The sequence below is a fragment of the Cloacibacillus porcorum genome, assembly GCF_001701045.1.
GTDB lineage: Bacteria > Synergistota > Synergistia > Synergistales > Synergistaceae > Cloacibacillus > Cloacibacillus porcorum.
In genome coordinates, this window is record NZ_CP016757.1 from 436128 (window position 1) to 460839 (window position 24712).

23 protein-coding genes are annotated in these 24712 nt (G+C 52.3%); 16 read left to right on the forward strand and 7 right to left on the reverse strand.

The features are described 5' to 3' along the window. Positions 1-5: 5 nt before the first annotated feature. Positions 6-1292 (forward strand): TRAP transporter large permease, encoded by a 1287-nt coding sequence (locus tag BED41_RS01960; protein WP_066742416.1) that lies wholly within the window; start codon positions 6-8, stop codon positions 1290-1292. Positions 1293-1312: 20 nt separating this feature from the next. Then, complete coding sequence (aroE, locus tag BED41_RS01965) at positions 1313-2209, forward strand: shikimate dehydrogenase (RefSeq protein ID WP_066742419.1); 897 nt, start codon at positions 1313-1315, stop codon at positions 2207-2209. Between the two features lie 53 nt (positions 2210-2262). Here aroE and BED41_RS01970 read toward each other — a convergent pair whose 3' ends face one another. The 6 genes from BED41_RS01970 to BED41_RS01995 form a co-directional block, all read right to left on the reverse strand. Then, positions 2263-3234, reverse strand: coding sequence for a branched-chain amino acid ABC transporter permease (locus tag BED41_RS01970; protein ID WP_066742422.1), 972 nt, complete (start codon positions 3232-3234; stop codon positions 2263-2265). Then, positions 3234-4103 carry a branched-chain amino acid ABC transporter permease gene (locus BED41_RS01975; protein WP_066742426.1) on the reverse strand — a complete coding sequence of 290 codons (870 nt, stop codon included), beginning with the start codon at positions 4101-4103 and terminating at the stop codon, positions 3234-3236. The genes BED41_RS01970 and BED41_RS01975 overlap by 1 nt, the downstream gene beginning before the upstream one ends. 103 nt (positions 4104-4206) lie before the next feature. Beyond that, entirely contained in the window at positions 4207-5358 is a 1152-nt protein-coding gene (locus BED41_RS01980; RefSeq protein ID WP_168160214.1) for an ABC transporter substrate-binding protein, read from the reverse strand. 28 nt (positions 5359-5386) lie between these two features. Further along, positions 5387-6094, reverse strand: coding sequence for an ABC transporter ATP-binding protein (locus tag BED41_RS01985; RefSeq protein ID WP_066742430.1), 708 nt, complete (start codon positions 6092-6094; stop codon positions 5387-5389). Beyond that, positions 6084-6866 (reverse strand): ABC transporter ATP-binding protein, encoded by a 783-nt coding sequence (locus BED41_RS01990; protein WP_066742432.1) that lies wholly within the window; start codon positions 6864-6866, stop codon positions 6084-6086. Before BED41_RS01990 ends, BED41_RS01985 begins: the two co-directional genes overlap by 11 nt. Before the next feature lie 23 nt (positions 6867-6889). After that, positions 6890-7648, reverse strand: a complete 759-nt coding sequence (locus BED41_RS01995) for an IclR family transcriptional regulator (RefSeq protein WP_066742434.1) — start codon at positions 7646-7648, stop codon at positions 6890-6892. Positions 7649-7941: 293 nt separating this feature from the next. Here BED41_RS01995 and BED41_RS02000 point away from each other — a divergent pair, with 293 nt between their 5' ends. After that, a complete protein-coding gene (locus tag BED41_RS02000) occupies positions 7942-9114 on the forward strand; it encodes an MFS transporter (protein WP_066742436.1) in 1173 nt (390 codons plus the stop codon). A gap of 92 nt (positions 9115-9206) precedes the next feature. Next, positions 9207-9728, forward strand: coding sequence for a hypothetical protein (locus BED41_RS02005; RefSeq protein ID WP_066742439.1), 522 nt, complete (start codon positions 9207-9209; stop codon positions 9726-9728). A 102-nt stretch (positions 9729-9830) separates the two neighbouring features. Here BED41_RS02005 and BED41_RS02010 read toward each other — a convergent pair whose 3' ends face one another. Then, positions 9831-11156, reverse strand: a complete 1326-nt coding sequence (locus BED41_RS02010) for a B12-binding domain-containing radical SAM protein (protein ID WP_084002192.1) — start codon at positions 11154-11156, stop codon at positions 9831-9833. 421 nt (positions 11157-11577) lie between these two features. Here BED41_RS02010 and BED41_RS02015 point away from each other — a divergent pair, with 421 nt between their 5' ends. The 12 genes from BED41_RS02015 (at position 11578) to cas5c (ending at position 24711) form a co-directional block, all read left to right on the forward strand. Then, on the forward strand, positions 11578-12276 hold the full coding sequence (locus BED41_RS02015) for a FadR/GntR family transcriptional regulator (protein WP_066742441.1): 699 nt from the start codon (positions 11578-11580) through the stop codon (positions 12274-12276). Between the two features lie 57 nt (positions 12277-12333). Continuing rightward, complete coding sequence (locus BED41_RS02020) at positions 12334-12894, forward strand: HD domain-containing protein (protein WP_066742443.1); 561 nt, start codon at positions 12334-12336, stop codon at positions 12892-12894. Between the two features lie 41 nt (positions 12895-12935). Continuing rightward, a complete protein-coding gene (locus tag BED41_RS02025; protein ID WP_066742445.1) occupies positions 12936-14216 on the forward strand; it encodes a 3-isopropylmalate dehydratase large subunit in 1281 nt (426 codons plus the stop codon). 15 nt (positions 14217-14231) lie between these two features. After that, positions 14232-14756 carry a LeuD/DmdB family oxidoreductase small subunit gene (locus BED41_RS02030; RefSeq protein WP_084002193.1) on the forward strand — a complete coding sequence of 175 codons (525 nt, stop codon included), beginning with the start codon at positions 14232-14234 and terminating at the stop codon, positions 14754-14756. A 26-nt stretch (positions 14757-14782) separates the two neighbouring features. After that, positions 14783-16039 (forward strand): 3-isopropylmalate dehydratase large subunit, encoded by a 1257-nt coding sequence (locus BED41_RS02035; protein WP_066742448.1) that lies wholly within the window; start codon positions 14783-14785, stop codon positions 16037-16039. Between the two features lie 2 nt (positions 16040-16041). Then, on the forward strand, positions 16042-16533 hold the full coding sequence (locus BED41_RS02040) for a 3-isopropylmalate dehydratase small subunit (RefSeq protein WP_066742453.1): 492 nt from the start codon (positions 16042-16044) through the stop codon (positions 16531-16533). Between the two features lie 122 nt (positions 16534-16655). Next, positions 16656-17927, forward strand: a complete 1272-nt coding sequence (locus BED41_RS02045; protein ID WP_066742455.1) for an isocitrate/isopropylmalate dehydrogenase family protein — start codon at positions 16656-16658, stop codon at positions 17925-17927. Between the two features lie 217 nt (positions 17928-18144). Next, on the forward strand, positions 18145-18417 hold the full coding sequence (gene citD, locus BED41_RS02050) for a citrate lyase acyl carrier protein (protein WP_066742459.1): 273 nt from the start codon (positions 18145-18147) through the stop codon (positions 18415-18417). Further along, positions 18418-19278: an HpcH/HpaI aldolase/citrate lyase family protein gene (locus tag BED41_RS02055; RefSeq protein WP_066742462.1), complete on the forward strand. Its 861-nt coding sequence runs from the start codon at positions 18418-18420 to the stop codon at positions 19276-19278. 25 nt (positions 19279-19303) lie between these two features. Continuing rightward, positions 19304-20851 (forward strand): citrate lyase subunit alpha, encoded by a 1548-nt coding sequence (gene citF / locus BED41_RS02060; RefSeq protein WP_066742465.1) that lies wholly within the window; start codon positions 19304-19306, stop codon positions 20849-20851. Positions 20852-21421: 570 nt separating this feature from the next. Next, on the forward strand, positions 21422-23998 hold the full coding sequence (locus BED41_RS02065; protein WP_066742468.1) for a CRISPR-associated helicase/endonuclease Cas3: 2577 nt from the start codon (positions 21422-21424) through the stop codon (positions 23996-23998). Then, positions 23998-24711, forward strand: coding sequence for a type I-C CRISPR-associated protein Cas5c (gene cas5c, locus BED41_RS02070; RefSeq protein ID WP_066742471.1), 714 nt, complete (start codon positions 23998-24000; stop codon positions 24709-24711). Before BED41_RS02065 ends, cas5c begins: the two co-directional genes overlap by 1 nt. Position 24712: the final 1 nt, after the last annotated feature.

Below are 24712 nucleotides of genomic sequence, written 5' to 3' on the forward strand. Positions count from 1 at the left end.
ATAAGATGTTAGGATATGTATTTGCGGTATTTGCGATTTGCCTCGCCGTCACCGTCCCCGTCGGCATCACGATGGGAATTTCGGCGATGGTCCCACACTTTCTCAACCCTATGTTCCCCGCTAAGATCGAATTTATCGTCCGCCAGATGGTTGGCGGCGTTGACTCCACACCGTTTATTGCGGTGCCGCTCTTTGTCCTGTCCGGCATCATCATGGCCAGGGGCGGCGTCTCGGACAAGCTCTTCAATATGTTCTCCTATTTCGCGGGAGACAAGACGGGCGGCCTGCCCTGCGCGGTTGTCGTCACCTGCCTCTTTTACGGCGCGATATCGGGCTCCGGCCCCGCGACGGTCGCCGCGATCGGCGCGATGTCGATCCCGCTTCTCGTCAGCCTCGGATATGACAAGACCTTTGTGACGGCGCTCGTCGCCACCGCCGGCGGCCTTGGCGTCATCATCCCGCCGTCGATCCCCTTCATCCTTTACGGCCTCTCGTCGGGGGTGTCGGTGGGCGCGATGTTCATCGCCGGCATTCTTCCCGGGCTTCTAATCGGCTTCTGCCTTATGGCCTACGCCTGCTACTACTGCTGGAAGCACGGAGAGGACAAGGAAAAGCTCGCCGCGTACTGCTATGAACTGCGCAAGAACGGCCTCTGGCACATCTTCTCCAAGAGCTTCTGGGCGCTCATGACCCCGGTCATCATCCTCGGCGGCATCTACGGCGGCGTGACGACCCCCACCGAGGCGGCCTGCGTCTCCGTGGTCTACGCCCTCATCGTCTGCTGCTTCGTCTATAAGACGATGACCTTCAGGGATGTCGTCTCGGCCTTTGTCGAGGCCGTGGTCACCTATGGTCCGATAACCTTCATCCTCGCGGGCGCGATGGCCTTCGGGCGCGTCCTCACGATCATGCAGGCGCCGCAGACGATCGCGATGATGATCACCGGCCTTGTGAGCTCGAAGATAGCCATCCTCATCGTGATAAACCTCTTCCTGCTCGTCGTCGGCATGGTGATCGACACCTCGCCCGCGATCCTCATACTGACGCCGATCCTGCTGCCGCTCGTAAAGCAGATAGGCGTGGACCCCATCCACTTCGGCATCATCATGGTCGTCAACCTCGCGATAGGTTTCGTGACGCCGCCGATGGGCATCAACCTCTTCGTCGCCAGCTCGATGACGGGCATCTCGGTGGTGACGATTGCGAGAAAGGCGATTCCCTTCATCGTTGCCTTCCTCGTCTCGCTGCTGCTGATCACATTTATACCGGCGATAAGCCTTGCGCTGCTCTAATATAAGGAGATGCAATCAAGATGGATAAACAGGAAATATTTAACAGCTCGGTAAATACGAAGTTTTTCGGTCTGCTCGGCAGCCCGCTGGGGCAGAGCGCGGCCCCCTTCATGCACAACAGCGTCTACCAGAAGCTGGGGATCGACGCGCTCTATGTGCCGCTCGAGCTTTCAATGGACCAGCTCGAGCCGGTGGTGACAAACCTTGAAAACTTTCACTACGCCGGTTCCGGCGTGACGATGCCCTTCAAGACGCAGGTACATAAATACCTCGACGGACTGGCGGATTCGGCGCGCTTCACGGAGGTCGTCAACACGATAGTCTTCGAGAACGGCAAAAAGATCGGCCACAACACGGACGGGACCGGTTTTGTCCTCTCACTTCAAAAGCAGCTTGGGCTTGAGATCCCCGACCATAATTATCTCATCCTCGGGGCGGGCGGCGCGGGGACGGCGATCGCCTGTGCCCTTGCGATGGAGGGGGCGAAGGACATCAAGTCGCTCTGTATCGCGAAAGATTATTTCTGCGCCGAGACCCTCTTCGACCGCGTAGACCGGCACTTCCCCTTCGTCTGCACCATCGGCGAGATGACGGAGAAGAGCATCGCGGCGGCGCTTGAAAAGTACGACGTGATAATCCACGCGACGAAGGTGGGAATGTACCCGAAGGTCGACGAGATACTCTTCGACCCTGACCTCCTTAAGCCGCACCACATAGTGGCCGACGTCGTCTACGTGCCGGTGGAGACGAAGCTGCTGCGCGAGGCCGCGGCCCGCGGCTGCCGGACCCTCTCCGGCCTCTGGATGAACACCTATCAGGCGGCGGAGCAGATGCGCCTCTGGCTCGGCATCGAACCGCCGATGGAGTATATGTACAACCACAGCCTGGAGTATCTGAAGTCGCAGGGGAAGGCGTAGTAAAATAAAAAAAGAAAGGAGTTTATTGCGAAACTCCTTTCTCCTTTTGAATTTTATTCAGGTTTTACCGCGGTTTTTTTATTTATCCACCAATTTTTCAAACTTCCCCATACTCCCTGTGGGAGCCATATTATGAAACATACCAACGCGATGCCGTATATTACCAATCGCAGCGCTCCCGCCATTCGTAGAAATTCAGGCAGTATCGTCAAAGAGATAGCGCCGAAGATTGGTCCCAAGAGGGTACTCATCCCACCAAAAATCACCATTACAAGTATATTGATCGATTCACCGATTGTAAACGTTACTGGGCTGATGAATAATATGTAGTGAGCGTAGAAAGAACCTGCCAGACCAGCCAGCGCCCCGCCCACCGCAAAACTGAAGACCTTGTTTTTCATGGTGTCTATTCCCAGAGATTTGGCAAGCTCTTCATTTTCCCGGACCCCTATCAGGTTGTCTCCCAGCCTAGATGTCGTGATCCTATAAAAAAACCATGACACGACGGCCACAAAGACAAGCCCCAGATAGTAATAGTGCATGCGTGTTTCAAAGGGTATCCTTAATCCAAAGATATCTATCGGCGTGGGACGCGGTATTCCCGCGATGCCCATCGGGCCATTGGTAACTGGTATCCAGTTGACCATTATCACATTAACCAGAACGCAGAAGAAAGCTGTTGTGATGGCCAATACATGCCCTTTGAGCCGAAGTACGAGTTTTCCAATAATATAGGAAACGATACCGGCGGCTATACCTGAGAGCCAGAATGTTATCCAAAACGACAGTCCAAACCTTGTGCTGAGGATCGCTGAAATGTAGGCTCCGATACCGTAGAATGCGGCGTGTCCCATCGATACCTGACCGGAAAAACCCACGATCAGCGCTAAGGACAGAGCAAGGACTGCATATATCTCCGACATGACAAAGATATGCAGATAATAGTCCATCGTGAATAGATGTGGCAGTATAAGCAATACAAGAACAGCGGCAAGTATAAGCAGGTATTTTGTCGTTTTGTTCATTATTTACCGCCTCCGGCTAGTCCTTCTGGTTTAAATATGAAGAGCAGAATCATTAGTATAAAAGGATATGCGTCTTTGTATGCGTAGCTTACAAAACCTCCGCCAAGACTTTCGACAAGCCCAATAAGAATCGCGGCGAAAATTACGCCTTTTATCTGTCCAATGCCCCCCAAAATGATGATTACAAAAGATTTGAGGGTAACGGCGAGCCCCATGTCCGGCTGTACAAAAAACATTGCCCCGACCATTGTTCCTGCGGCGGCGGCCAGCGCGCCGCTTATGGCAAAGGTGATGGAATAGATACGGCGGACGTTAATACCAGCCAATTCAGCAGCGGTGCGGTCTTGAGCCACAGCCCTCATAGACTTGCCTGTTTTTGTATATTGTATAAACCAGGAGAGCAGGCATACTAATATTATACATAATACTAATATAGCTAGCCTTTCTCCCGTCATAAATACTCCCATGATGTCGAAGTGTATCCCATTTAACCCGGACTCGATTTTTCTGGGGTCAGCTTTGAAGAGAAAGAGTGCCAGATTAGCCAAAGCCGTTGAGAGGCCAAAAGAGAGGAGCATGCTGTTTATGAGCGGTTTTCCCACAATTGGCCTGAATGCCGCACGTTCTATGATCACACTTAACAATCCCATTCCGGTCATGGCGACCAGAATAGAGATGAAAAAAGGGATTCCCAATAATGACGTGCTGAAAAAGCCGATAAAGGCGCCTATCATGTAAAATTCTCCATGCGCGAAATTAGCGGTTTCCAGAATTCCGAATATAAGGGAAAGTCCCAAGGCGATTAACGCGTAAATACAACCCAGTATGATCCCGTTCAGCGTTTGTTGAAGAAAAACAGTCAGCATCATTGCGCTTCACTCCTTAATTTCAAGAGCCGGATGTGCAAGGGCTGTGGAAACAGGCATCAGCTGTTTTGTGCACAGCCCTTATTAAAAATCTCTCTAAAACTACTTATTCGCCTGATATAGGTCCGGCTATGACGACGATATTGCCATCGTTGACCGCAACTATATATTCACTGATCTGAAGCTGATTTTTAGCGTCGAAGTGGGCTTTACCCTGCGGACCCTCATATTTTATCGCCGCCAGTGCGTCGCGGACTTTGCTCCTATCCGTAGAATCTGCCTTTTCAATAGCTGTAGCGAGCATTTTCATGCAATCGTATCCCGCTTGCGCGTACTTTTCGGGATTGATTTTGTACAGAGCCTTATAGTCCGCGGTGAATTTTTTTGCCGCCGGCGTTGGTATGCTGGCGACAAAGCGGCTGGCACCGACTATTCCGTTGGCGTTTTTCTTAGCGAGTTCTATAAACTTTTCATTGAAAGTCCCGCTGGTGGGATCCATTACAAGCATCTTTCCTCCCAGTCCCATTTCATAAAACTGAGACACTACGCGCGAAAGGTCCACGGTTTCACCGAAGAGGCAAAGAGCGTCGGCTCCTGATGCCTTTAGCTTTGTCACTATCGGATAATAGTCTGTTTCACCCTGGTTGAAATATTCTGTAAATACGGCCTTCCCACCCAGTTTTGTCAGCTCGGCGTTGAAAGCTTCGACCGAACCGCGTCCATAATCCGTGTTGATGGCGATATAGGCCCATTTCTTTACCTTTTTGTCGTTAACCGCCCATTTCGTAAAGGCCTTGGCGATCATTGCGGAGTTATCACAGCCGCGGAACATCCATTTGTTGCCCATCTCGGTAATCTTGGGGGCAAGTGAGATTGGAGTGATCAGTGGTGTCTGTGATCTTTGGGCCACATCCATCATGGCCAAAGTACAGGAACTGCCGAAATCTCCGATAACTCCGGTAACCTTCTGCATGCCGACCAATTTTTCCATCGCGGCAACTGCCGTTGCCGGAACATTGGCGCTGTCTTCAATAAATAGTTCAATTTTGTTTCCCTTTATACCGCCGGCTTTGTTCACCTCACTGACGGCCATTTCTATTCCGTTAAGGGTCAGACGCCCGTCATAGGCGATAGGGCCTGTAGTTGGCATAACTACGCCTATTTTGATGGGGCCTTTGGGAATGGCCGCGCCGGCAGTGGAAACGCACATCAAAGAAACAAGCAAGGCTGGTATCAGGTACGAGAACAACTTTTTCATTACAAAAACACCTCCATATATTTTTATCCTACACTCCGAGGTAGGATTTCCGCACATTGTCGTCTTTTAAAAGATCTGGCCCCTTGCCGGAAAGAACTACTCGTCCGGTTTCCAGAACGTAGGCGTAGTCTGCGATGGAGAGGGCCATGAAAGCGTTTTGTTCGACCAATATAACCGATGTACCGTTATCGCGTATCTTTTTGATGATGTCTACCACTTTCTCAACTATTATCGGCGCTAAGCCAAGCGATGGCTCATCGAGCAGCAGCAGCTTAGGCTCGGACATCAGAGCTCTGGCGATCGCCAGCATCTGCTGCTCTCCGCCGCTCAAACTGCCGGCCAGCTGTTTCTTACGTTCCGCCAAGATGGGGAAATTTGTAAAAGCCATATCCAGGCGATCGGATATAACTTTGGGATCTTTAATGGAAATGCCGCCCATTTCAAGGTTTTCCTGGACCGTCATCTTTGGCCATACCCTTCTACCCTCCGGGCACTGGGATAGGCCGGCGGCTACGATTTCTTCTGGATGCATATTCTGGATAAACTGTCCGTTAAATTCTATAGTGCCGGAGGTCGGTCTTAAAACACCAGACAGACACATCATGAAGGTACTTTTTCCGGCTCCGTTTGCTCCGATCAACGTCACGATAGAGCCTTTTTCCGCCTCAATGGTAATGTCATGTAAAGCCTCTATCCTCCCATATCCAGCGCAAAGATTCTTAACGCTAAGAAACATTTTGCCGGAACCCCCTTCCTAAATATGCTTCTATTACTCTGGGATCTTTTGCCACCTCACTGGGAACGCCCTCAGTGAGTTTCTCTCCATAACAGAGAACGGCAAGCCTGTCCGAGATAGAAACGACAAGATTCATATTATGTTCGATCAGAAACACGGTAATTTTTCGTTCATTTCTTATTTTTAGGATGATATCTATAAGTTCTTTTGTCTCCGCGGGGTTAAGACCGGTGGCTGGTTCATCAAGGAGCAGTAATTTTGGAGATGTCGCCAGAGCTAGAGCTACCGCCAGCATTCTTTGTTTCCCGTACGGGATGTTTTTAACTAAAAAGTTTTTCCAGTCATAAAGTCCGCAAAACTCTAAAATTTCGTCTGCTTGTTTCTGTGTCTCAATATTTTCTTTTTTGGATACAGGCCCGTTCCATAAGATATCAATGATATTTGCGTGCCGGTGTTGGCTGAAGCCGATCTTTATGCTGTCGGCTACGGTAACGTCAGCGAAGATGTTCGTCTTCTGAAACGTCCGGACAAGTCCCAGCTTTGCCGTTTCATACGGTTCTTTTCCAGTTATATCATGGCCGTCAAAAGATACCGTCCCGGAAGTAGGTTTTAAAAAACCGCTTACAAGATTAAAAAAAGTTGTTTTCCCTGCGCCATTAGGACCTATCAGAGACATTATCTCTCCTTCCCTGACATCCAGATCGACTTTTTCAACCGCTTTTAACCCTCCAAAATGTATGGATAAAGCTCGGGCTTCTAGTAGGGCTTCCATTTGTACCTTCCTCCCTCTATGTTTTAGTCGCAGTTATTTTTTCTGTCGTTGATCAATTGTTTTACGATATTGTCAGCCGATAATCTCAATAATGACTCAAGAGAAGTCAGTTTGGGTTCTACGTCGAATTTAGGGCCTGCGATGCTCAGTGCCGCTATCAGGCTGCCGTCGGAGTTGAATAGAGGGACGGCTATCTCCGCCGCCCCATATGTCATTTCTTCGACGCTGATAGCCTTGCCCTCGGCGCGTATTCTCTCTATCTCCAGCTTGAGAGCTTTTGAATCCGTGATCGTAAGTGGTGTGTAAGTTTCAAGTGTCGACTCTAGAATGTGGTTTTGCAGGCTTGGCTGCGCGTAAGCCAACAAAATTTTTCCGCAGGCGGCGGCATGAAGTGGGAATACCTTGCCCATTTCAGCGACAAGCTTTATGGTTCTTTCCGGTTCTACCTTATCAAGGCAGATTCCACGATAACCATCCTGTACCAGCAATAGGACTGTCTGACGGCTTTCTTCACATAGCCGGACCATTTCATCATGGGAATGTCTTGTGAGTTCGAGGCGCAGCCGCCACGAATTTGTCATGCTTAAAAGCTTGAATCCTATTCTGTAATTGAGTGTTTTCGCGTCCTGTGTGACCCAGCCGTTTTCCTCAAGAGAATCTAATATTCGTTGAACCGTACTTTTCGAGATATTTGTCCTCAGAGCAAGTTCTCTGATTCCAATATTGTCGTCTGTTTCCAGAAGTACTTCGACTAACGCCATAACTTTTGAAGGCAGGCTCATCAAACTTCCTCCTCGGATTAAAATCGGGGCATATAACCCGTATTTAAAACTGGGACAGCTGACCTAGATTATATATACTTAGAATCTTTTGTCAATATAGTGTGATTGTTTTAAATTAAGAATAAATTCTAATTGATGTAACTGTGCAACATGCGCAGGAAGCATGCCAAGTTTTAGCTTTGTTTATCGACATTTTATAGTGCCGCGGATGAATTTTATCGTCTCCTCCGCGGAAGGGATATTTAATGTAAAATAAACGAAAGGATATCCGGCAGAGATCGGGGGCTGTGCGTATGATTTTCAGCGGCGGGGGAACGCAGGGTAAAAATAAAAAGATAGTTCTTCTCGCTGCGGGCTTTTTCCTGATGTTCGGCTATTCCAACGTCTCTTATCTGCTGCCGATCTATTACGCCAACGTGGGATTTACGCCGGCGCAGTCGGGTTTGCTTGTCTCCGCCTTTTATTTTGCCACGCTTATTTTCCGCCTTTTGCTCGGCAACGTGCTTGTCCGCAGCGGCTTTAAGCGTCTGTTTGTCATCGGCGGCATATCTACGGTGGCCGCCTCCGTCTGGATCGTTCTTGCGGGGAGCTCCTTCTGCAGCGCCTTTGCCGCGCGCTTCCTGCTCGGCGTGGGGACCGCCTTTTCGCAGATATCCCTTGCCACCTACCAGTCCCTGGCCTTTGAGGAGAGGGAGCGCGGTTTGGCCTTTTCGCTGATCATGGCGGGCGGACTGGCGCCGATGATGACGATCGTGCCGATTGCGGATTGGCTGCTGGCGCACGGCTGTTTTACCCTTTATATTATCATTCCCGTTTTGCTGACCTCCGCGATGGCCTTTCTGACTGTCTTTGTCCTCAACACCGAGGATGTCGTCCTCGACTCCTCACACGCGGCGGCGAATCCCCTTCGGGGCATCGGGGACTGCCTGAAGATACCTGAGTTGTCTCTGGCGCTCTTTTCGATGTTCCTATTTTCATTGACGGACGCCGCCTCCGCCTTTATGGCTTCGATGACCTCCAGCTACGGTCTGATGGCCTCCTATTTTCTCTCGAGCAATGCCGTGATCGGCGTGCTGGTACGCCTCTTTCTCGGTAAGGTGCTTGACCGCTATCCGCGCAGGAGGCTCTCGGTGCCGATCATTGCCGGAATGTCGCTCATGCTGCTTTTTGCCTCGATCAGCCCCAGCCGCGGTTCGCTGATGCTCTTGGGGGTCGTCTTCGGTGTCGGCATGGGTTTTGGCTTCCCGCTGCATCTGGCGCTTGTCTCTGACAACGCGCCCCTGCGGCTGCAGCCGCAGGCGATCGCCCTGACGTGGTTTTTGGTAGCCTTTGATTTTGCGCTTGTGCCGCTGACGACCTCTTATATCAGCGGCTTCACCGATCCGGTGACCGGATTTCGCGCCGTCGTCGTCTTCATCTTAGCGGGAGCGGCTTATGAGGCATATCTATGGAGGAAGCTGGCCTAGGCTTCGCATTGGACGGGAGGTTTCCGTTGACTGATTTTCCCCAGGATGTTACTCTGGCCGCAGTTTTTCATTAAAGAACGGAGGCTGGGGATATGTCATATTACGGCAAATATGGCGCGGATGGCCACGGCGGAGAGGTTCCCGCACAGAACACAGTGGATAATAGTTCTTTCGGTAAGCCAGCGTTACGTATTGTGGGCGGCGGAGGCGATAAATGGCTGACCGGCCAGCAGCGTCCCGGCTCCGGAACGCTTTCGTACGGTACGGTGGCCGGCGGGGAGCGGCGTGATGCCTCCGACTGGCAGATACCGCTGCCCGCCGCCTTCTGGCTCGTGGGTGTACTGCTGAATCCGCATGTCCGCGGTTATATATTCAGGTTTTTATGGCTGTTTGTCTCCAAGGGCGTGCGTCCTGAGCTGTATTATCTCTGTTCGTATGTCTTTGATTTTATTCTCATTGTCGTCGTTTCGTGGGTAGTGACCTGTTCAGCCCGCAGGTATAGGGGACCGGCTGTCTGGAGCCTTCTCGCTATGGCGCTTGCCGCCGCCAATATCGTCTTTTTTATTCCGACGATGATGGACGCCTTTCGGCTGTATTCGCATCCGTTTTTATAACTTTGCGGAGACTGCGCCGCCGCTGCCGCTTTTTCATGACAGGGCGGCGTTTTTGTGTTTCACGTTATTTTAGCCTTTGCCGTCTGTGGGCGGTAGGCGGCGTCAGTTACTCTTACTTCTTGCCATATCTTTCAGCTCCTGCAGCTCCTGCGGCGTGATGTCTTTTGAGAAATAGGAGCAGTAGACGGAATTGTTCTGCAGCAGAGGCTCGGTTCTCAATTCAGGCAGCTTTTCCGCCGCCGCTTCAAAGTGCGGCGTGCCGGGAATGGGGGAGAATTCCGCGAGCTTTGGCGTCCCCCCGTGGTCGCGGACGAAAGTTATCGTATCCCGGACGGAGGCGGGATCCTGTCCGGGAAGTCCGAGCAGGATGTAGGTCTCGCAGTCCTTTGTATCATATCCCGCCGCAAGCAGGTTTTTTACCGCGGCGGCGTATTCGCCGCGCGCCACTTTGCCGGAGCTGTCGCGCGCCACTCCCGGATCGATGCTTTCGAGCGACAGGCGGATGGTCTTGAAGCCGCTCTCGTAAAGTATACGGGCGCATTCCGCGTCTATCTGGCGTACATGGAGGCCGTTAGGGGTATGGAGGCGCAGCCCGCCGTCCCAGCGCGCCATGATCTCGTCGCACAGAGGGTAAAAGAAATTTTCTTTATCCAGCAGCAGCGCGTCGTCGTAGAAGGCGAAGTCTTTTGCGCCCAGGGCGGCCTGGAAGCCGATCTCGAGCAGGACCTCTTCGAGGCTTCGCCGGTGGTATCGCGGCCACAATACGTTTGAGGCGCAGTAACGGCAGGAAAAGGGGCAGCCGAAGGAGGTCATGACCACGCCGTAGGACAGCCTGCCGTAGAGGTCCATCGCAGGATAGGGCGCCTCCGGCTCGCAGCGGTCTCCAATGATGTAATCGGCCCCGAGTCCCGCCGCATGCTCCGGGCAGAGGCCTGCATATATGCCGCCGAGTACCACGGGGCTCTGTGGAAATATCTCCTTTAATACGCCGATTGCCCAGCTCACGCCGGGGTACCAGTAGGTCATCGCCGAGGTGAGAAGGATGTAATCGGGGCGCGCCTGTCTCTCAAGTAATGATATTATTTCACTTTTGGTCAGACCAAAGTGGCTGTATCTTCGCGGTATCATGCGGTAAACTTCGGGTTTCCCGATCTCTTCCTTTCGGACCTTCACCCTCCCGAAGCTCTTTTCTCCGTCGGCTGCCTGCGCGATGCAGTCAAGCAGACGGACCTCGTTATGCTCTCTGAGGCTCTGGAGAAGGTAAAGAAGGCCCAGCGGTTTGGACCAGAGATCCATGAAGGCGAAGTCCCGCACCGGTGGGTTCACGCCGAGGAGCCGCGCGCCGCGGAGGCCGAGCAGCTCCTGCGTGGCGAGGGGTTTGGAGGTTGTTTTGGAGTGTCCAGTTTGTGAAATAATTTTGTCCGTCATCGCTACCCTTTCTTCGGAAAATATAAACTTTTAAACGGTTCAGAGTTTAATGCAAAATGTCTCTTTACGGAAGTCTTTGACTCCGCTTTATGCGATAAACACACTGAGAGTGCAGGAAATTTGTGCTTTCCGCATAATGAAAACGCGGTCAGACCATAAGTGAAGATTTCGCAAATAAAAATATCATATCTAAAATAGGACAAAAGTTTATAAGTACGCAGAAATAAAATTAACCGCCCAAAATCATGGAAAAATTACTGGTACCAAGGTTATTAATTGCGTTCACAATATGTTGAACTCATTGTTTGTGGTAAATTGTCATAAATTATTGGACTATTTAGAATACGTAAAAAGGCTTGCCAACTTCCCTAAAAAGTAGTATAAGGTGTACTGGGTAGTCCACCAAGGAGGTTTTTTCACAATGATAGACGCGCCAGTTTCAAGAGGAACTCGAATCTATGAAAAAGTGGTTGAAAAACTGAAGGGTGAAATAGCCGCGGGCAATATTCTTCCTGGCGATCCGCTTCCTTCGGAGCGTCAGCTTATGGATACTTTCGGCGTGAGCCGCAGTTCGCTGCGCGAGGCCTTCCGTGTGATGGAGCTTCTTGGGCTTATCGAGTCGATCCCCGGTAAAGGGCGCTTTGTGCGTCACCCCCGCACCATCTCCGCGGACCGCAGCACGATCCAGCTTGAGGATTCCGCCATACTTGAGCTTATGGAGGCTCGCCGCATACTTGATCCCGCGATCGCCGGTGAAAGCGCGATGCGCGCTACTCCCTCGGATCTCACAAGGATACTGCGCGTCATAACGGCGACGGAAAAGACTCTTTCCAGCCCCGAAGAGCGCGCGCAGGCAGACTTTGACTTCCATCTTCTGCTTGCCGAGGCGACGCATAATTTCGTATTCATAAACCTTACAAGGATGAATTTTGACCTGATCCTCGCGACGCACGAGAGGATATATAACCTTCTCGACGACAAGGACGCCTTTCTCAACGAGCATAAGGAAATGTACGAGGCGATCCTCGATCATAACGTGGAGAGGGCGCGCGAGGCGGCCTCCCAGCATATCGACAGGATTTACCGCACGCTGCACAAGGGAATTGCGGCGGGCGAATAAATATAAAAAGAAAACAAGTGTGGGACAGACAACAAATTTGTAGGAGGAATTGTGACAATGGAGAAAAAAATCAGAGAGCTCTTTCCGGAAATCGAATGGATCAAGGACCCCGAACTGCAGGCCAAGGTAGTGGCCTCATATGTGGACGCCCTTAAGACAGGCGGCTGGGAGCCCGAGGATATGGACAAGATCCCCTTCACGCTCCTTATTCCCAACTGCCCCTTCTCTTATCTAGAGCACGTCCGCGGCGTAACGCGCGTCGCGAAGAGGGCGATGGATGAGTTCAACGCCATCTACTCCGCAAAGGACGCGAAGTTCACGATCGACAACGACCTTCTTGTCGCCGGCGCGCTTCTTCACGACGTAGGCAAGCTGGTGGAGTATGAGAAGAACGCCGCCGGCGAAACGGTGAAGTCGACGATGGGCAAGAACCTCCGCCATCCCTTCTCGGGGACGGTCATCGCGCTGCGCAACGGCTGCTCCGACGCGATCGGCCACATCATCGCCAACCACGCCCACGAAGGCGACGGCACGCTCCGCAGCCCCGAAGGCGTACTCGTCAACAAGGCCGACTTCATTAACTTCGAGTCCGTGAAGTCGTTCCTTGGAATGAAATAGTTAATATTATCCACCTAATCGAATACGGAGGGATATCTAAAATGGGCAAGACATCTATCGTCAAGATCATGGAAAAGGCATCCGGCCATCCTGTAAAGGTCGGAGACCGCGTCTGGTGCAAGATTGACTGGGCGACCTGCCGCGACTTCGGCGGCGCGAACGTCGTTCTCCAGTTTGAAAAGGAGATGGGCAAGGACGCGAAGGTATGGGACCCCGACAAACTCGCCTTCACCTTCGACCTTCAGGCTCCCGCTCACTCGGAGAAGGTAGCCACCAACCAGAAGATAATTCGTGAGTTCTGCAAGAAACAGGGCGTCACCCGCGTCTTCGACATCAACCACGGCATCGGACAGCACGTAATGCTTGAAGCCGGAATGATAAAGCCGGGCGACGTCGTCCTCGGTACCGACAGCCACATGAACCTCCTCGGCGCCGTAGGCTCCTTCGCTACCGGCGTCGGCAACTCCGACATCGCCGCCTCCTACATCGCGGGTACAAACTGGTTCCGCGTTCCCGAGACGATGAAGATCGAGGTGACGGGAAAGTTTAAGAGGGGCGTCTGCATGAGAGACCTCCTCACCCATATCGTCGGCGACCTCGGCGCCGGCGGCATGGACTTCCTCGCCGTAGAATTCACCGGCGAGACGATTGAAAACGCGACCCTTGACGAGCGTATCACGCTCTGCTCGATGGTCACCGAGATGAGCGGCAAGGTTCCCCTCATCATGCCGAACGGCGAAGTGCTTAAGTGGCTTGTGGAGCGCGCCGGACCCGAAGTGGCGAAGCTCGCCGAAGAGCTCAAGGCCGATCCCGACGCCGAATACTGCAAGGTCCTCCACTATGATGTGACGGATCTTGAACCGCTCGCCTCCTGCCCCGACGCCCCCGACAACGTGAAGCCGGTGCGTGAAATCGCGGGTACGGTCGTAGACCAGGTCCATATCGGCTCCTGCTCGAACGGGCGTTATGAAGACATCAAAGCCGCTCACGAAGTGCTGATGGCCGGCGGCGGCAAGGTCAGCCCGAAGGTGCGCACGATCATCACCCCCTCGACGACGGAGATACAGCTGCGCTGCGTGCAGGAGGGAATGGCCGCTGACTTCCTCAAAGCCGGAATCGTCTTTACGAACCCGACCTGCTCGCTCTGCACGGCGGAGCACTACGGAGCGATGCCGTCAGGAGACGTAGGCTGCTCGACGACGAACCGCAACTTCATCGGCAAGGTCGGCAAGGGAAGCCACACCTACCTTATGAGCCCGATGACCGCGATGGCTACGGCCGTCAAGGGCTGCATCACAGACCCCAGAGATATACTGAAGTAGAGGAGGAAGAGTGTTATGAGCGAAATTCTCAAAGGCAGAGCGTGGGTATTCAGCGATGACGTCGACACCGACCTCATCTATCACAACAAATATCTCGCGGAGACCGATCCCAAGAACATGCCGCAGTACGCCTTCGAATACTATCCCGGCAAAGAAAACTTCGCCAAGGAAGTTAAGCCCGGAGACTTTGTGGTGGCCGGCAAAAACTTTGGCTGCGGCTCAAGCCGTGAACATGCCGTCTACTGCCTCGAGTACGCGGGAGTCCCCTGCGTCCTCGCGGAGACCTGCAGCCGCATTTACTACCGGAACGCGATCAACAACGGCTATCCCGTCCTCTTCGTGAAGGGCATCTCCGAAGCCATCAAAGAGGGAAAGATCAAAGACGGCGATCAGCTTGAGGTTGAGCTCTCAACGGGAACGATCAAAGACGTCACCAACGGCAACACCTTCCATGGCGATGCCGTCAGCGATCTCGAAAACGACATAATGAAGGCCGGCGGCCTCATGAACTACATGAAGGCCAAAGCGGCTGCGAAATAGAGAGTAACAGAGGGAGGATAAATCTTATGGGCAAGACATTTGCAGAAAAGGCGCTGGGCAAGGCGGCCGGATACGAAGTGGTAGCCAACCAGGTCGTAACGGTCGAGCCGGACTGGTGCATGAGCCACGACAACGGCGCTCCGATCGCCAGGACCTTTAAGAAGATCGGCGTCAAAAACGTAAAATATCCGGAGCGCATCTGCTTCATCCTTGACCACGCCGTCCCCGCGCCTTCCAGTGACCACGCGGTGAACCACAAAGAGGTCCGCGAGTTCGTGAAAGAGCAGGGCATCCCCAACTTCTACGACGTGAAGAGCGAAGGCGGCGTCTGCCACCAGAAGATGTGCGAAGAGGGCTATGCCCTTCCCGGACTCGTTATGGTGGGAAGCGACAGCCACACCTGCACCTACGGCGCATATGGCGCCTTCTCGACCGGCATCGGCCGTTCCGAGATGGCGGCGGTCTGGGCCACGGGCAAACTCTGGTTCAAAGTTCCCGAGAGTATGAAGGTTGTCGTCACCGGCAAATTTAAGCCCGGCGTCTCGGCGAAGGACTTCATCCTCAAGTTCATCGGCGACGTGCGCGCCGACGGAGCCGACTACATGAGCGTCGAGTTCCACGGCGACGGCATTGAGAACATGAGCATTGCCGAGCGTATGACCCTCTGCAACATGGGCATTGAATTCGGCGCGAAGAACGCCGTCTGCAAACCCGACCAGAAGGTCCTTGACGCGATAAAAGCCAACGCGAAGAGCGACAAGTGGGAGCCCCTCTGGGCCGACGAAGACGCGGTCTACGCGGCTGAGTACCACTATGACCTCGGCGACATCGAGCCCGGCGTCGCGAAGCCGCACAAAGTAGACAACTACGCTCCCATTGAGGAAGTAAAGGGCACCCCGATCCACGAGGCGTTCCTCGGCTCCTGCACTAACGGGCGTATCGAAGACCTCCGCCTCGCCGCCGGCATCCTCAAGGGTAAAAAAGTCGCTGTCCGCACGGTCGTCATCCCCGCCTCCTGGATCGTATACCGCCAGGCGATGAAAGAGGGACTCTTCGACATATTCCTCGACGCCGGCTGCATCATCTGCAACCCGGGCTGCGGCCCCTGCATGGGCAACCATGAGGGAATCCTCGCCCCCGGCGAGGCGGCGATCAGCACGGCCAACAGAAACTTTAAGGGACGCATGGGCGACAAAGAGAGCTTCATCTATCTCGCAAGCCCGATGACGGTGGCAGCATCTGCAATCAAGGGCGAAATTTCAGACCCGAGGGAGGCGCTATAATCATGTCGGTAAAAGGTAAAGTCTGGAAATACGGCGACGACGTCAATACGGACGTCATCTTCCCGGGGAAATACACATATACCATCAAGGAACGCGCGGACATGGCGAAGGTTGCCTGCGAAGACCTTGACCCCGAATTTACAAAGAATGCCCAGCCGGGAGACATCATCGTCGGCGGCAAAAACTGGGGCTGCGGCTCCAGCCGTGAGCAGGCGGTCTCCTGCCTCAAAGAGCGCGGCATCGCGGCGATCATTGCCAAGAGCTTCGCGCGCATCTACTACCGTAACTGCTTCAACGAGGGGCTGCCTATCATCATCTGCGCCGACGCGGTGGACGCCATCAACGCCGGCGACGTTGTGGAGATAGACTTTGACCGCGGCGTAATCATCGCCGGCGGCAAAGAATATCCCTTTCCCCCCTATCCCGAATTCGTGCAGGGACTGATCAAGGACGGCGGGCTTATTCCGCACGTCAAGAAAGAGCTCGGTCTATAGCACCGTTGATTAGATGTGCCGTTCGCGTCGCGGCCGGCACATCTGATCTGCGTAATATGGGTAAGTTGAGTATTTAAAGAAAACTTAGAAGCAATAAAAAATTAAGAGGAGGAACTACAACAATGGCACGCAACATAATGAAGGTAAAAGAGACGAAGGACCGCTACGATGTAACCTACATGGCGGGAGACGATTCCGGCTTCGATATGATGGAAGGCGCGCTCCTCGTCCTTGAGGCGATGAATCTGCCCATCAACTGGCACCGCGCCGACCTCGGCTGGTGCATGTGGGAGAAGTCGAACAAGAAATTCGGCGAAGGCGATCCCCGCTGCAACACCGTTCCGCCCGAAACGATCAAATCGATCCGCGATACGGACGCCACCCTTATGGCGGCCATCACCTCAAAGGCCGGCGTAAAGGGCTTCAAGTCCGCCATCCTTCAGATGCGCCAGCTCTTTGACCTCTACATCAACATCCGCCCCGCGAAGAAGCTGCCGGGAATCGGCACCCCTCTCGCGAAGGACCCCGACATCGACATCGTCATGTTCCGTGAGAACACGGAAGACCTCTACGCGGCGGTTGAATTCTTCCCGCTTCCCAAAGAGATGTTCGACCTCCACAAGGGCATGGACCGCTTCCGCGAGGGCAAGGGCGACGTCGCCGTGTCATGGCGCGTATTCTCCGAGCAGGGCTGCGAGCGCATAATCCGCGCGGCGTTTGAATATGCGAAGGCGACCGGCCGCAAGACGGTACACTGCGGCAACAAGGCCAACGTCATCCGCCAGACGGACGGCATGATGAAGAGAAAGTTCCTTGAGATCGCGAAGGAATACGAGCAGTACGGCATTAAAGCCTACGAAGAAAACGCCGACGCGACGGCCATGTGGCTCATCAAGAACCCGCAGGACTACAGCGTAGTCGTGGCCTCCAACGTCTTCGGCGACATCCTCTCCGATGAAGCGTCACAGCTCACGGGCGGACTGGGCTTTGCCCCCTCGGGAAATATCGGCGTAGACGCAGCCATATTCGAGCCGTCAAGCGGGTCTGTCCCGAAGTATGCCCACCAGTACAAGGTCAACCCCAGCGCGATGATCATGACCGCGAAGATGATGCTTGAATACCTCGGCCTCGATGAAGACGCGGCGAAGATCGAAAAGGCCCTCGGCGAAGTCCTCGTTGAGAACAAGCCCGGAACCCTTACATACGACGTCCTTCGCGACTTCCGCGGCGACCCCGACTGGGAGAAGAACGCGGCCTCCACGATAGAGATGGCTACGGCGATCGCCCAGAAGCTCAACCCCGAATTCAAGGGCGAGAAGCTCGAGGCGGCCAAAGAAAAAGTCCACAAGATGTGCGCCTGGGACGAGGCCTCACTTATCGGATTCGCCGACTAATTTTTAAATAACGAACGCCGCTCCGCAGTTATCCTAAGCGGGGCGGCGGCGCTAAATAATCCAGCGGCCTTCCAATCGGTAAGAATCAGAATCGAGAGGCGGGCCGCGTCAACTATCGCCGGACGGCGGAAACGCCGGCGTTGCGGCGGCAAGTGCGGCATTATATAAAAATAACCGACGATCAGTAAGAAAGACCAGACCAAGGGGGAAAAGAAAAATGAAGACATCCCAGGCCGGCACACTCGAATCAATGGACTGCCTCGTGACCCTCACCGAAGCGCCATCGGGAGCCGGAATCAAAATAGAGATAACGGGAGCCAGCGCGGCCCGCTTCAAAAGCGCGATGGAAAAGAAAATAACCGACACCCTGTGCGAGCTGGGGACGAAAGACATCGAAGTCAGAGTCCAGGACAACGGAGCCCTCGACATCGTCCTCGGCGCGAGAGTCGAAGCGGCCTACAAAAGACTGCAAAAGGAGAGTGTTAAATAAATGAGACGCACAATGCTCTACCTTCCGGGCAACAACCCCAACATGCTCACGAGAGGCTACCTATTCGGTTCCGACGGAATAATCCTCGACCTTGAAGACGCCGTGGCGATGGTAGAAAAAGACACGGCGCGCATACTCGTCTCCAAATACCTCCAACAGGGAGAATTCGGAGACTGCTACGTCTCAGTCCGCATCAACGGCATAGACACCGAATACTGGAAAGACGACCTAGCGGCCATAGTCCCCAACAAACGCCTCGACGGAATCCGCGTCCCCAAAGTCGAAGACGAAAACACCGTAAAAATAATAGACGAAGAACTCTCCAGACTGGAAGAACAAAACGGCCTTCCGGTGGGCAAACTCAGCCTCCACTGCCTCCTTGAGACCGCGCACGGCATCTGGAACGCCTACGAAATAGCCAAAGCCTCCCCGCGCATAGAGGCCATAATCCCCGGAGGAGAAGACCTCCGCGCCGACCTCAAAACCAACCGTTCAGACGACAGCACAGAACTCGAATGGGCGAGAAGAATGCTCGTCTTCGCGGCGCGCGCCGCGGGAGTAGAACCCCTCGACACAGTATTCGCGCGCATAACCGACGACGAAGGACTGCGCAAAGAGACCGAATTCATAAAACAGCTCGGCTTCTCCGGCAAATCCATAATCCACCCCAACCAGATAAAAATAATCCACGACATATTCACCCCCACCGAACAAGAAATAGCCAAAGCGCAGAAAATAATCGCCGCGGCCAAAGAGGCGGCGGCCCGCGGACAGGGAGCGGTAACAGTAGACGGCAAAATGGTAGACATCCCCGTAGTCAAAAGGGCGGAATACACACTCGTCCGCGCCGGCCTGGCATAAACTGGTCAACAAGAGGTGAAATGACATGACGAAAAACGCAGTAAAGCGGGAAATCCCCGACTACATAGAGGGCTACGGCCAAGTAAAACACTACCAGGGAGCCTTTGCGAGAAAACCCGAAGGCAGCATATCGGGAGCCAAACTCCGCTGCTACAACAGCGACATCACCGACAAAACAGTATCCTCAATCAAAGAGGCCATCAAAGCGGCGGGCCTCAAAGACGGCATGACAATCTCCTTCCACCACCACCTCAGAAACGGAGACTACGTAGTCAACATGGTCCTGGACGCCTGCGCCGAACTTGGCATCAAAGGACTCACCCTCTTCCCGACAGCCCTCTTCGGAGTCCACAAAAAAGTCATAGACCACATCAAAAGCGGAGTAGTGACAAAAATCATGGGCTCAGTCAACGGCCCCATAGGCCAGCTCGTCTCCGAAGGCGGCATGCAGGTACCCGTAGTCCTCAGAAGCCACGGAGGGCGTCCCCGCGCCGTAATGGCGGGAGACGTCCACATAGACGTCGCCTTCATCGGAGCGCCCACGGCGGACAAATACGGCAACATCTGCGGCACCCTGGGCAAATCCGCCTGCGGCTCCCTGGGCTACGCCTACACCGACGCCGACTACGCCGACAAAGTCATAGCAATAACAGACAACCTCGTACAATACCCTGCGGCGCCCGTCTCCATCCCCCAGACCAAAGCCGACCTCGTAGTAGAAGTCCCCTCCATAGGCGACCCCGCAGGAATAGTCTCCGGAACCACCAAAGTCACCAGAGACCCGCTGAGACTCCTCATCTCCAGCTACGCCTCGCGCCTCATAGAAGCCAGCCCCTACTTCAAAGACGGAATCTCCTTCCAGACCGGAGCCGGAGGCATCCCGCTGGCAGTCACCGCCTTCATGAAAGAGGCCATGCTCAAAAAAGGAATCAAAGGCAGCTTCGGACTCGGAGGAATAACCGGCTACTTCGTCGAACTCCTCAAAGATGGGCTCGTGGACAAACTAATGGACGTCCAGTCATTCGACCTTGAAGCCGTCAAATCCATCGGAGAAAACCCCAACCACATAGAAATCTCCGCCGACTGGTACGCCAACCCGTGGAACTGCGGAGCTGCGGTAAACATGCTGGATGTAGTGATCCTCGGAGCGACCGAAGTAGACACCGACTTCAACGCCAACGTCAACACCGAAGCCGACGGAGCGCTGCTCCACGGGACCGGAGGCCACCAGGACACCGCGGCGGGAGCCAAACTGACAATAATAGCGCAGCCGCTCCTGAGAGGCAGAATCCCCTGCGTGACGGACAAAGTCTACAACGTCACCACACCGGGAGAAGTAGTCGACGCCATAGTGACCGAATACGGAGTCACCCTCAACCCGAGAAGAAAAGACCTGTTAGACGCCGTATCTGGTCTCAAGGGACTTCCCATAATCAGCATGGAAGAACTGGCGGCGAGGGCGAAGAAAATGTCCGGTCCGACCGACCCCGTGGCGACCACAGACCGGATAATAGGAGTAGTCGAGTGGAGAGACGGCACCGTTATCGACGTCGTCAGACAGCTTAAAAAGTAAGAATACTATAAATTAAATATCGCAGTGCGCCTCCGGCTTGGGGGCGCATGTTTTGTATAGGGTTGGAATGTCTGATATAATTTACAAGTCGTGCCTTTTAGGCACGTTAGTTGAAACTTTGTGTTATATGTATTGACGACGAAAACATCTCTTTTTTATAAAAGGGATGTTTTTTTGTATTTTATATCTTTACTTATAACACAAAGAAGGTTAAAATTATTTGTGTTGAACATAAGAATGATGGAGATGATCATGGTGCATTTATTTTCAAATAAAAAAATATCACTTGTCATAAGATTTTGTGGAATGAAATTGAAATTGAACTATGTTTCTTCTAATTCTCCCCTTTGGCTTGACTCTACTATGTGGGTAAGAGCTAAATATAAAAATATGGTCTTTGATAAAGCAAATGAATGAATTATTTGAAAATTACGTTATAATATAAAAATAGATCATAGCATTTTATAAAGTTCTTTATATGTGTATTGCTACTTAATTGTAGTTTTGTTGCATGGTTCATAATATATACACAGATCGGATGAATAAATATTCGGAAGATGGGGTGTAATAATGGATCAAACAGAATATATAGCGCATCTCAGGGATAAGGAACCCCGGTCTCAGAGTGTAGAAAAACATCTTTTAGAAACCGCCGTTCTGGCTAAGCGGTATGCCTCCGTCGCTGGATTGGGGGGAATTGGTGAATTATTGGGGCTTCTCCATGATCTTGGCAAATATTCCTCTGATTTTCAACAATATATAAAAAGTTTGTCTGGATTTTATGATCAGGATCATGATGACGACAGCTGTTCTCAGAGAACAGAGAAAAATAAGCAAACGTTATCTATGAAGGGGAAAATAGATCATTCCACAGCGGGAGCCCAGTTTATATGGCAGCAGCTGGGTTGTAATAAGAAAGACTGGATAAAACTCACCGCGGCGGAGATGCTGGCGGTTATTCTAGCCGGACATCATGGCGGGTTGATGGATATTTCATCGGAGGGGGGCGACCTTTTTCTCAAGAGGATGAAAAAAGAAGATGGAAAAACTCATCTGACTGAGGTCGCAACAAAAATATCTCCTGAAGTTCGTGATCGGGTCGACAAGCGGCTGGCATCCTGTGTGACGATTTCAAAACTTAAAAAATTAATATTAAATATTAAGGTGAAGGAAGATGCAATCACAGAAGAATCCCTTAAAGATCTGGAGTTGGCGGCGGACGATGGCTCAGCAAAGCTAAAATGCAATGAAATAAAAACGGCTGGGGCGGCCAGATTGTGGTTCGGTTTGGGCTGTCTGACAAAGTTTCTGTTCAGTGCACTGGTAGACGCAGACAGATGCGGCACGATTGATTTTTGTGTTGACGGCGCCGCCGAGGCCAGACAAAATTCGAATTATACAGGCTGGAGCATCCTTTCGGAACGGCTGGAACGGTATCTTTCCCATTTTTCAGCGGATACTTCTGTAAACAGGATACGCAGGGATATTTCAGATTCATGCCGTGATGCGGCGCAGCGGGGCCGCGGCATATTTACCTTGACCGTTCCCACGGGCGGCGGAAAGACTTTGGCCAGCATGAGGTTTGCCCTCGAACTGGCGAAACGTTCCGTAGACGACGCACATCCCATCGAGCGGATTATTTATGTTCTTCCATACACGACGATAATTGATCAAAATGCCGCCAAGACACGTGAAATCCTTGAGACGGAGGCGGATCGTGGTAAAGTTGTGTTGGAGTGTCACTCGAATCTGCTTGAGGAGAACGAAACTTGGGAGGGAAAGCTCCTATCAGAAAATTGGGATGCGCCGGTTGTCTTTACCACCAACGTTCAGTTCCTGGAGGCTCTTTTTTCCGGTGGGACAAGGAGTATCAGGCGAATGCACCAGATGGCCGGCTCTATCATTATTTTTGACGAGATACAGGCCTTGCCGATCAAGATGGTACATCTTTTCTGCGGTGCTTTGAATTTTCTGCTTGAGCAGTGTGGCGCTACGGTCCTTCTCTGTACTGCCACACAGCCGCTGCTCAATGGAGTATCAAAAGATTACGGCTCACTGCGCTACGGTGCGGAGGATGAAATTATTCCTGACGCCAGAATGTTGTTTGATTCTCTTAAAAGAGTGGAGATCAAGGACTGCACGAAGATAGGCGGCTATTCAATCGGAGAACTGGGTGATATGGCAATTGAAAAGCAGCAGGAATTTATCTCAATTCTAGCTATTGTAAATACTACTGCCGTCGCCAGGAAGCTTTATGTCGATATAAGGTCTAAGCTTGAAGCGGAGTCCGCAGTGAGCGTTGTCCACCTGAGTGCGTTGATGTGCCCAGATCACCGCAAGGTGGTTTTGGATGGTATTAACGAGCGGTTGAAGGCTGTAAAACCCATAATCTGTGTCTCTACACAGGTGATGGAGGCGGGGATAGATGTCGATTTTGGCAGTGGGATACGCTCTCTTGCAGGCTTCGATTCGATCGTGCAGGCTGCCGGCCGCTGTAACCGGGAGGGACAAAAGGCGACGGCGCCCATGTTTATCGTCAATCCAGCCGATGAGAACCTTGATAGGCTTATTGATATTAAAGCAGGGCGTCATGCTGCGGAGAGGGTTTTGAACGAGCTTTCATTAAATGCAGAAGGCGGGAAAGAAGATATTTTATCACTGGAAAATATTACGCGTTATTTTCAATACTATTTTTATGAGCGCCGCCAGGAAATGAGATATAATGTCGAGACCGATCACGGAGAAGATACTCTGTGGAATCTACTCTCGCTGAACGTCAAAGTTCCTACGCCTCCCGGACGAAAAATCAGGCAGGCATTTGCCACTGCGGGAAACCTTTTTAATGTCATTGACGCGCCTACAAAGGGCGTTATCGTTCAATACCGCGAAGGTGAGGAGCTTGTAAATCAGCTGGCCCTTGAGGATGACCCTTCCATGGTAAAAAAATTGCTGCACAAAGCGCAGCGGTTTTCAGTAAACGTTTATCCATATCAATTTGATGCCCTCTACGAATGCCGGGGGATATATAAACAGTCTCTCTGCGGTGCAGGCTGCACTGAGGTCTGGATTCTGGCGCGGGAGTTTTACGACGATGAATTTGGTCTGAGTATGACATCAATTGGGAAATTAAAATTGGAGGTGACATAGTGGACAACAGAATTTCTTTTAAAGTCAGGGGGAAATTCGCACTCTTTACGGATCCTGTAACAAAAATTGGCGGCGAGAAGTGCACCTATCAGATCCCCACCTACGAGGCGCTGCGTGGTATAGCCCGTTCAATTTACTGGAAGCCGACCTTTATCTGGCGGGTAGACAGGGTACGGGTCATTAATCAGATACGCACGCAGACAAAGGGAGTCAAACCGCTGAACTATAACGGCGGCAACAGTCTTGCCTTCTATAACTATTTGGCAGATGTCGAGTATCATGTGCAGGCTCACTTTGAGTGGAATCCTTTGGCTTCAGAGTTTATCTCGGATCGTAATGACAATAAGCATTACATCATGTTAAAGAGATATCTCGAACGTGGCGGAACGCGTGATATTTTCCTTGGCGTGCGCGAATGTCAGGGATATGTGGAGCCGATTGAATGGAGCGATAGGCCGGAAGGATTCTACAAAGATGTCGACGAGATATCATTCGGACTGATGTTCCACAGCTTCCTTTATCCGGAAGAATCCGGAAAAGATGAGCTTTACAGCCGCTTTTGGTATCCCAAAATGCGCCGTGGCGAAATCGATTTCACCGGATATGAAGGAAATTTGATCTCTAGGTTTGTGCGTCCGATGAAGGGTACCAAGTTTGTAAGTAAAAACGGCGGCACCCCTAAAGATTTTGACACGGCCAATGCCGAGGTGTGAT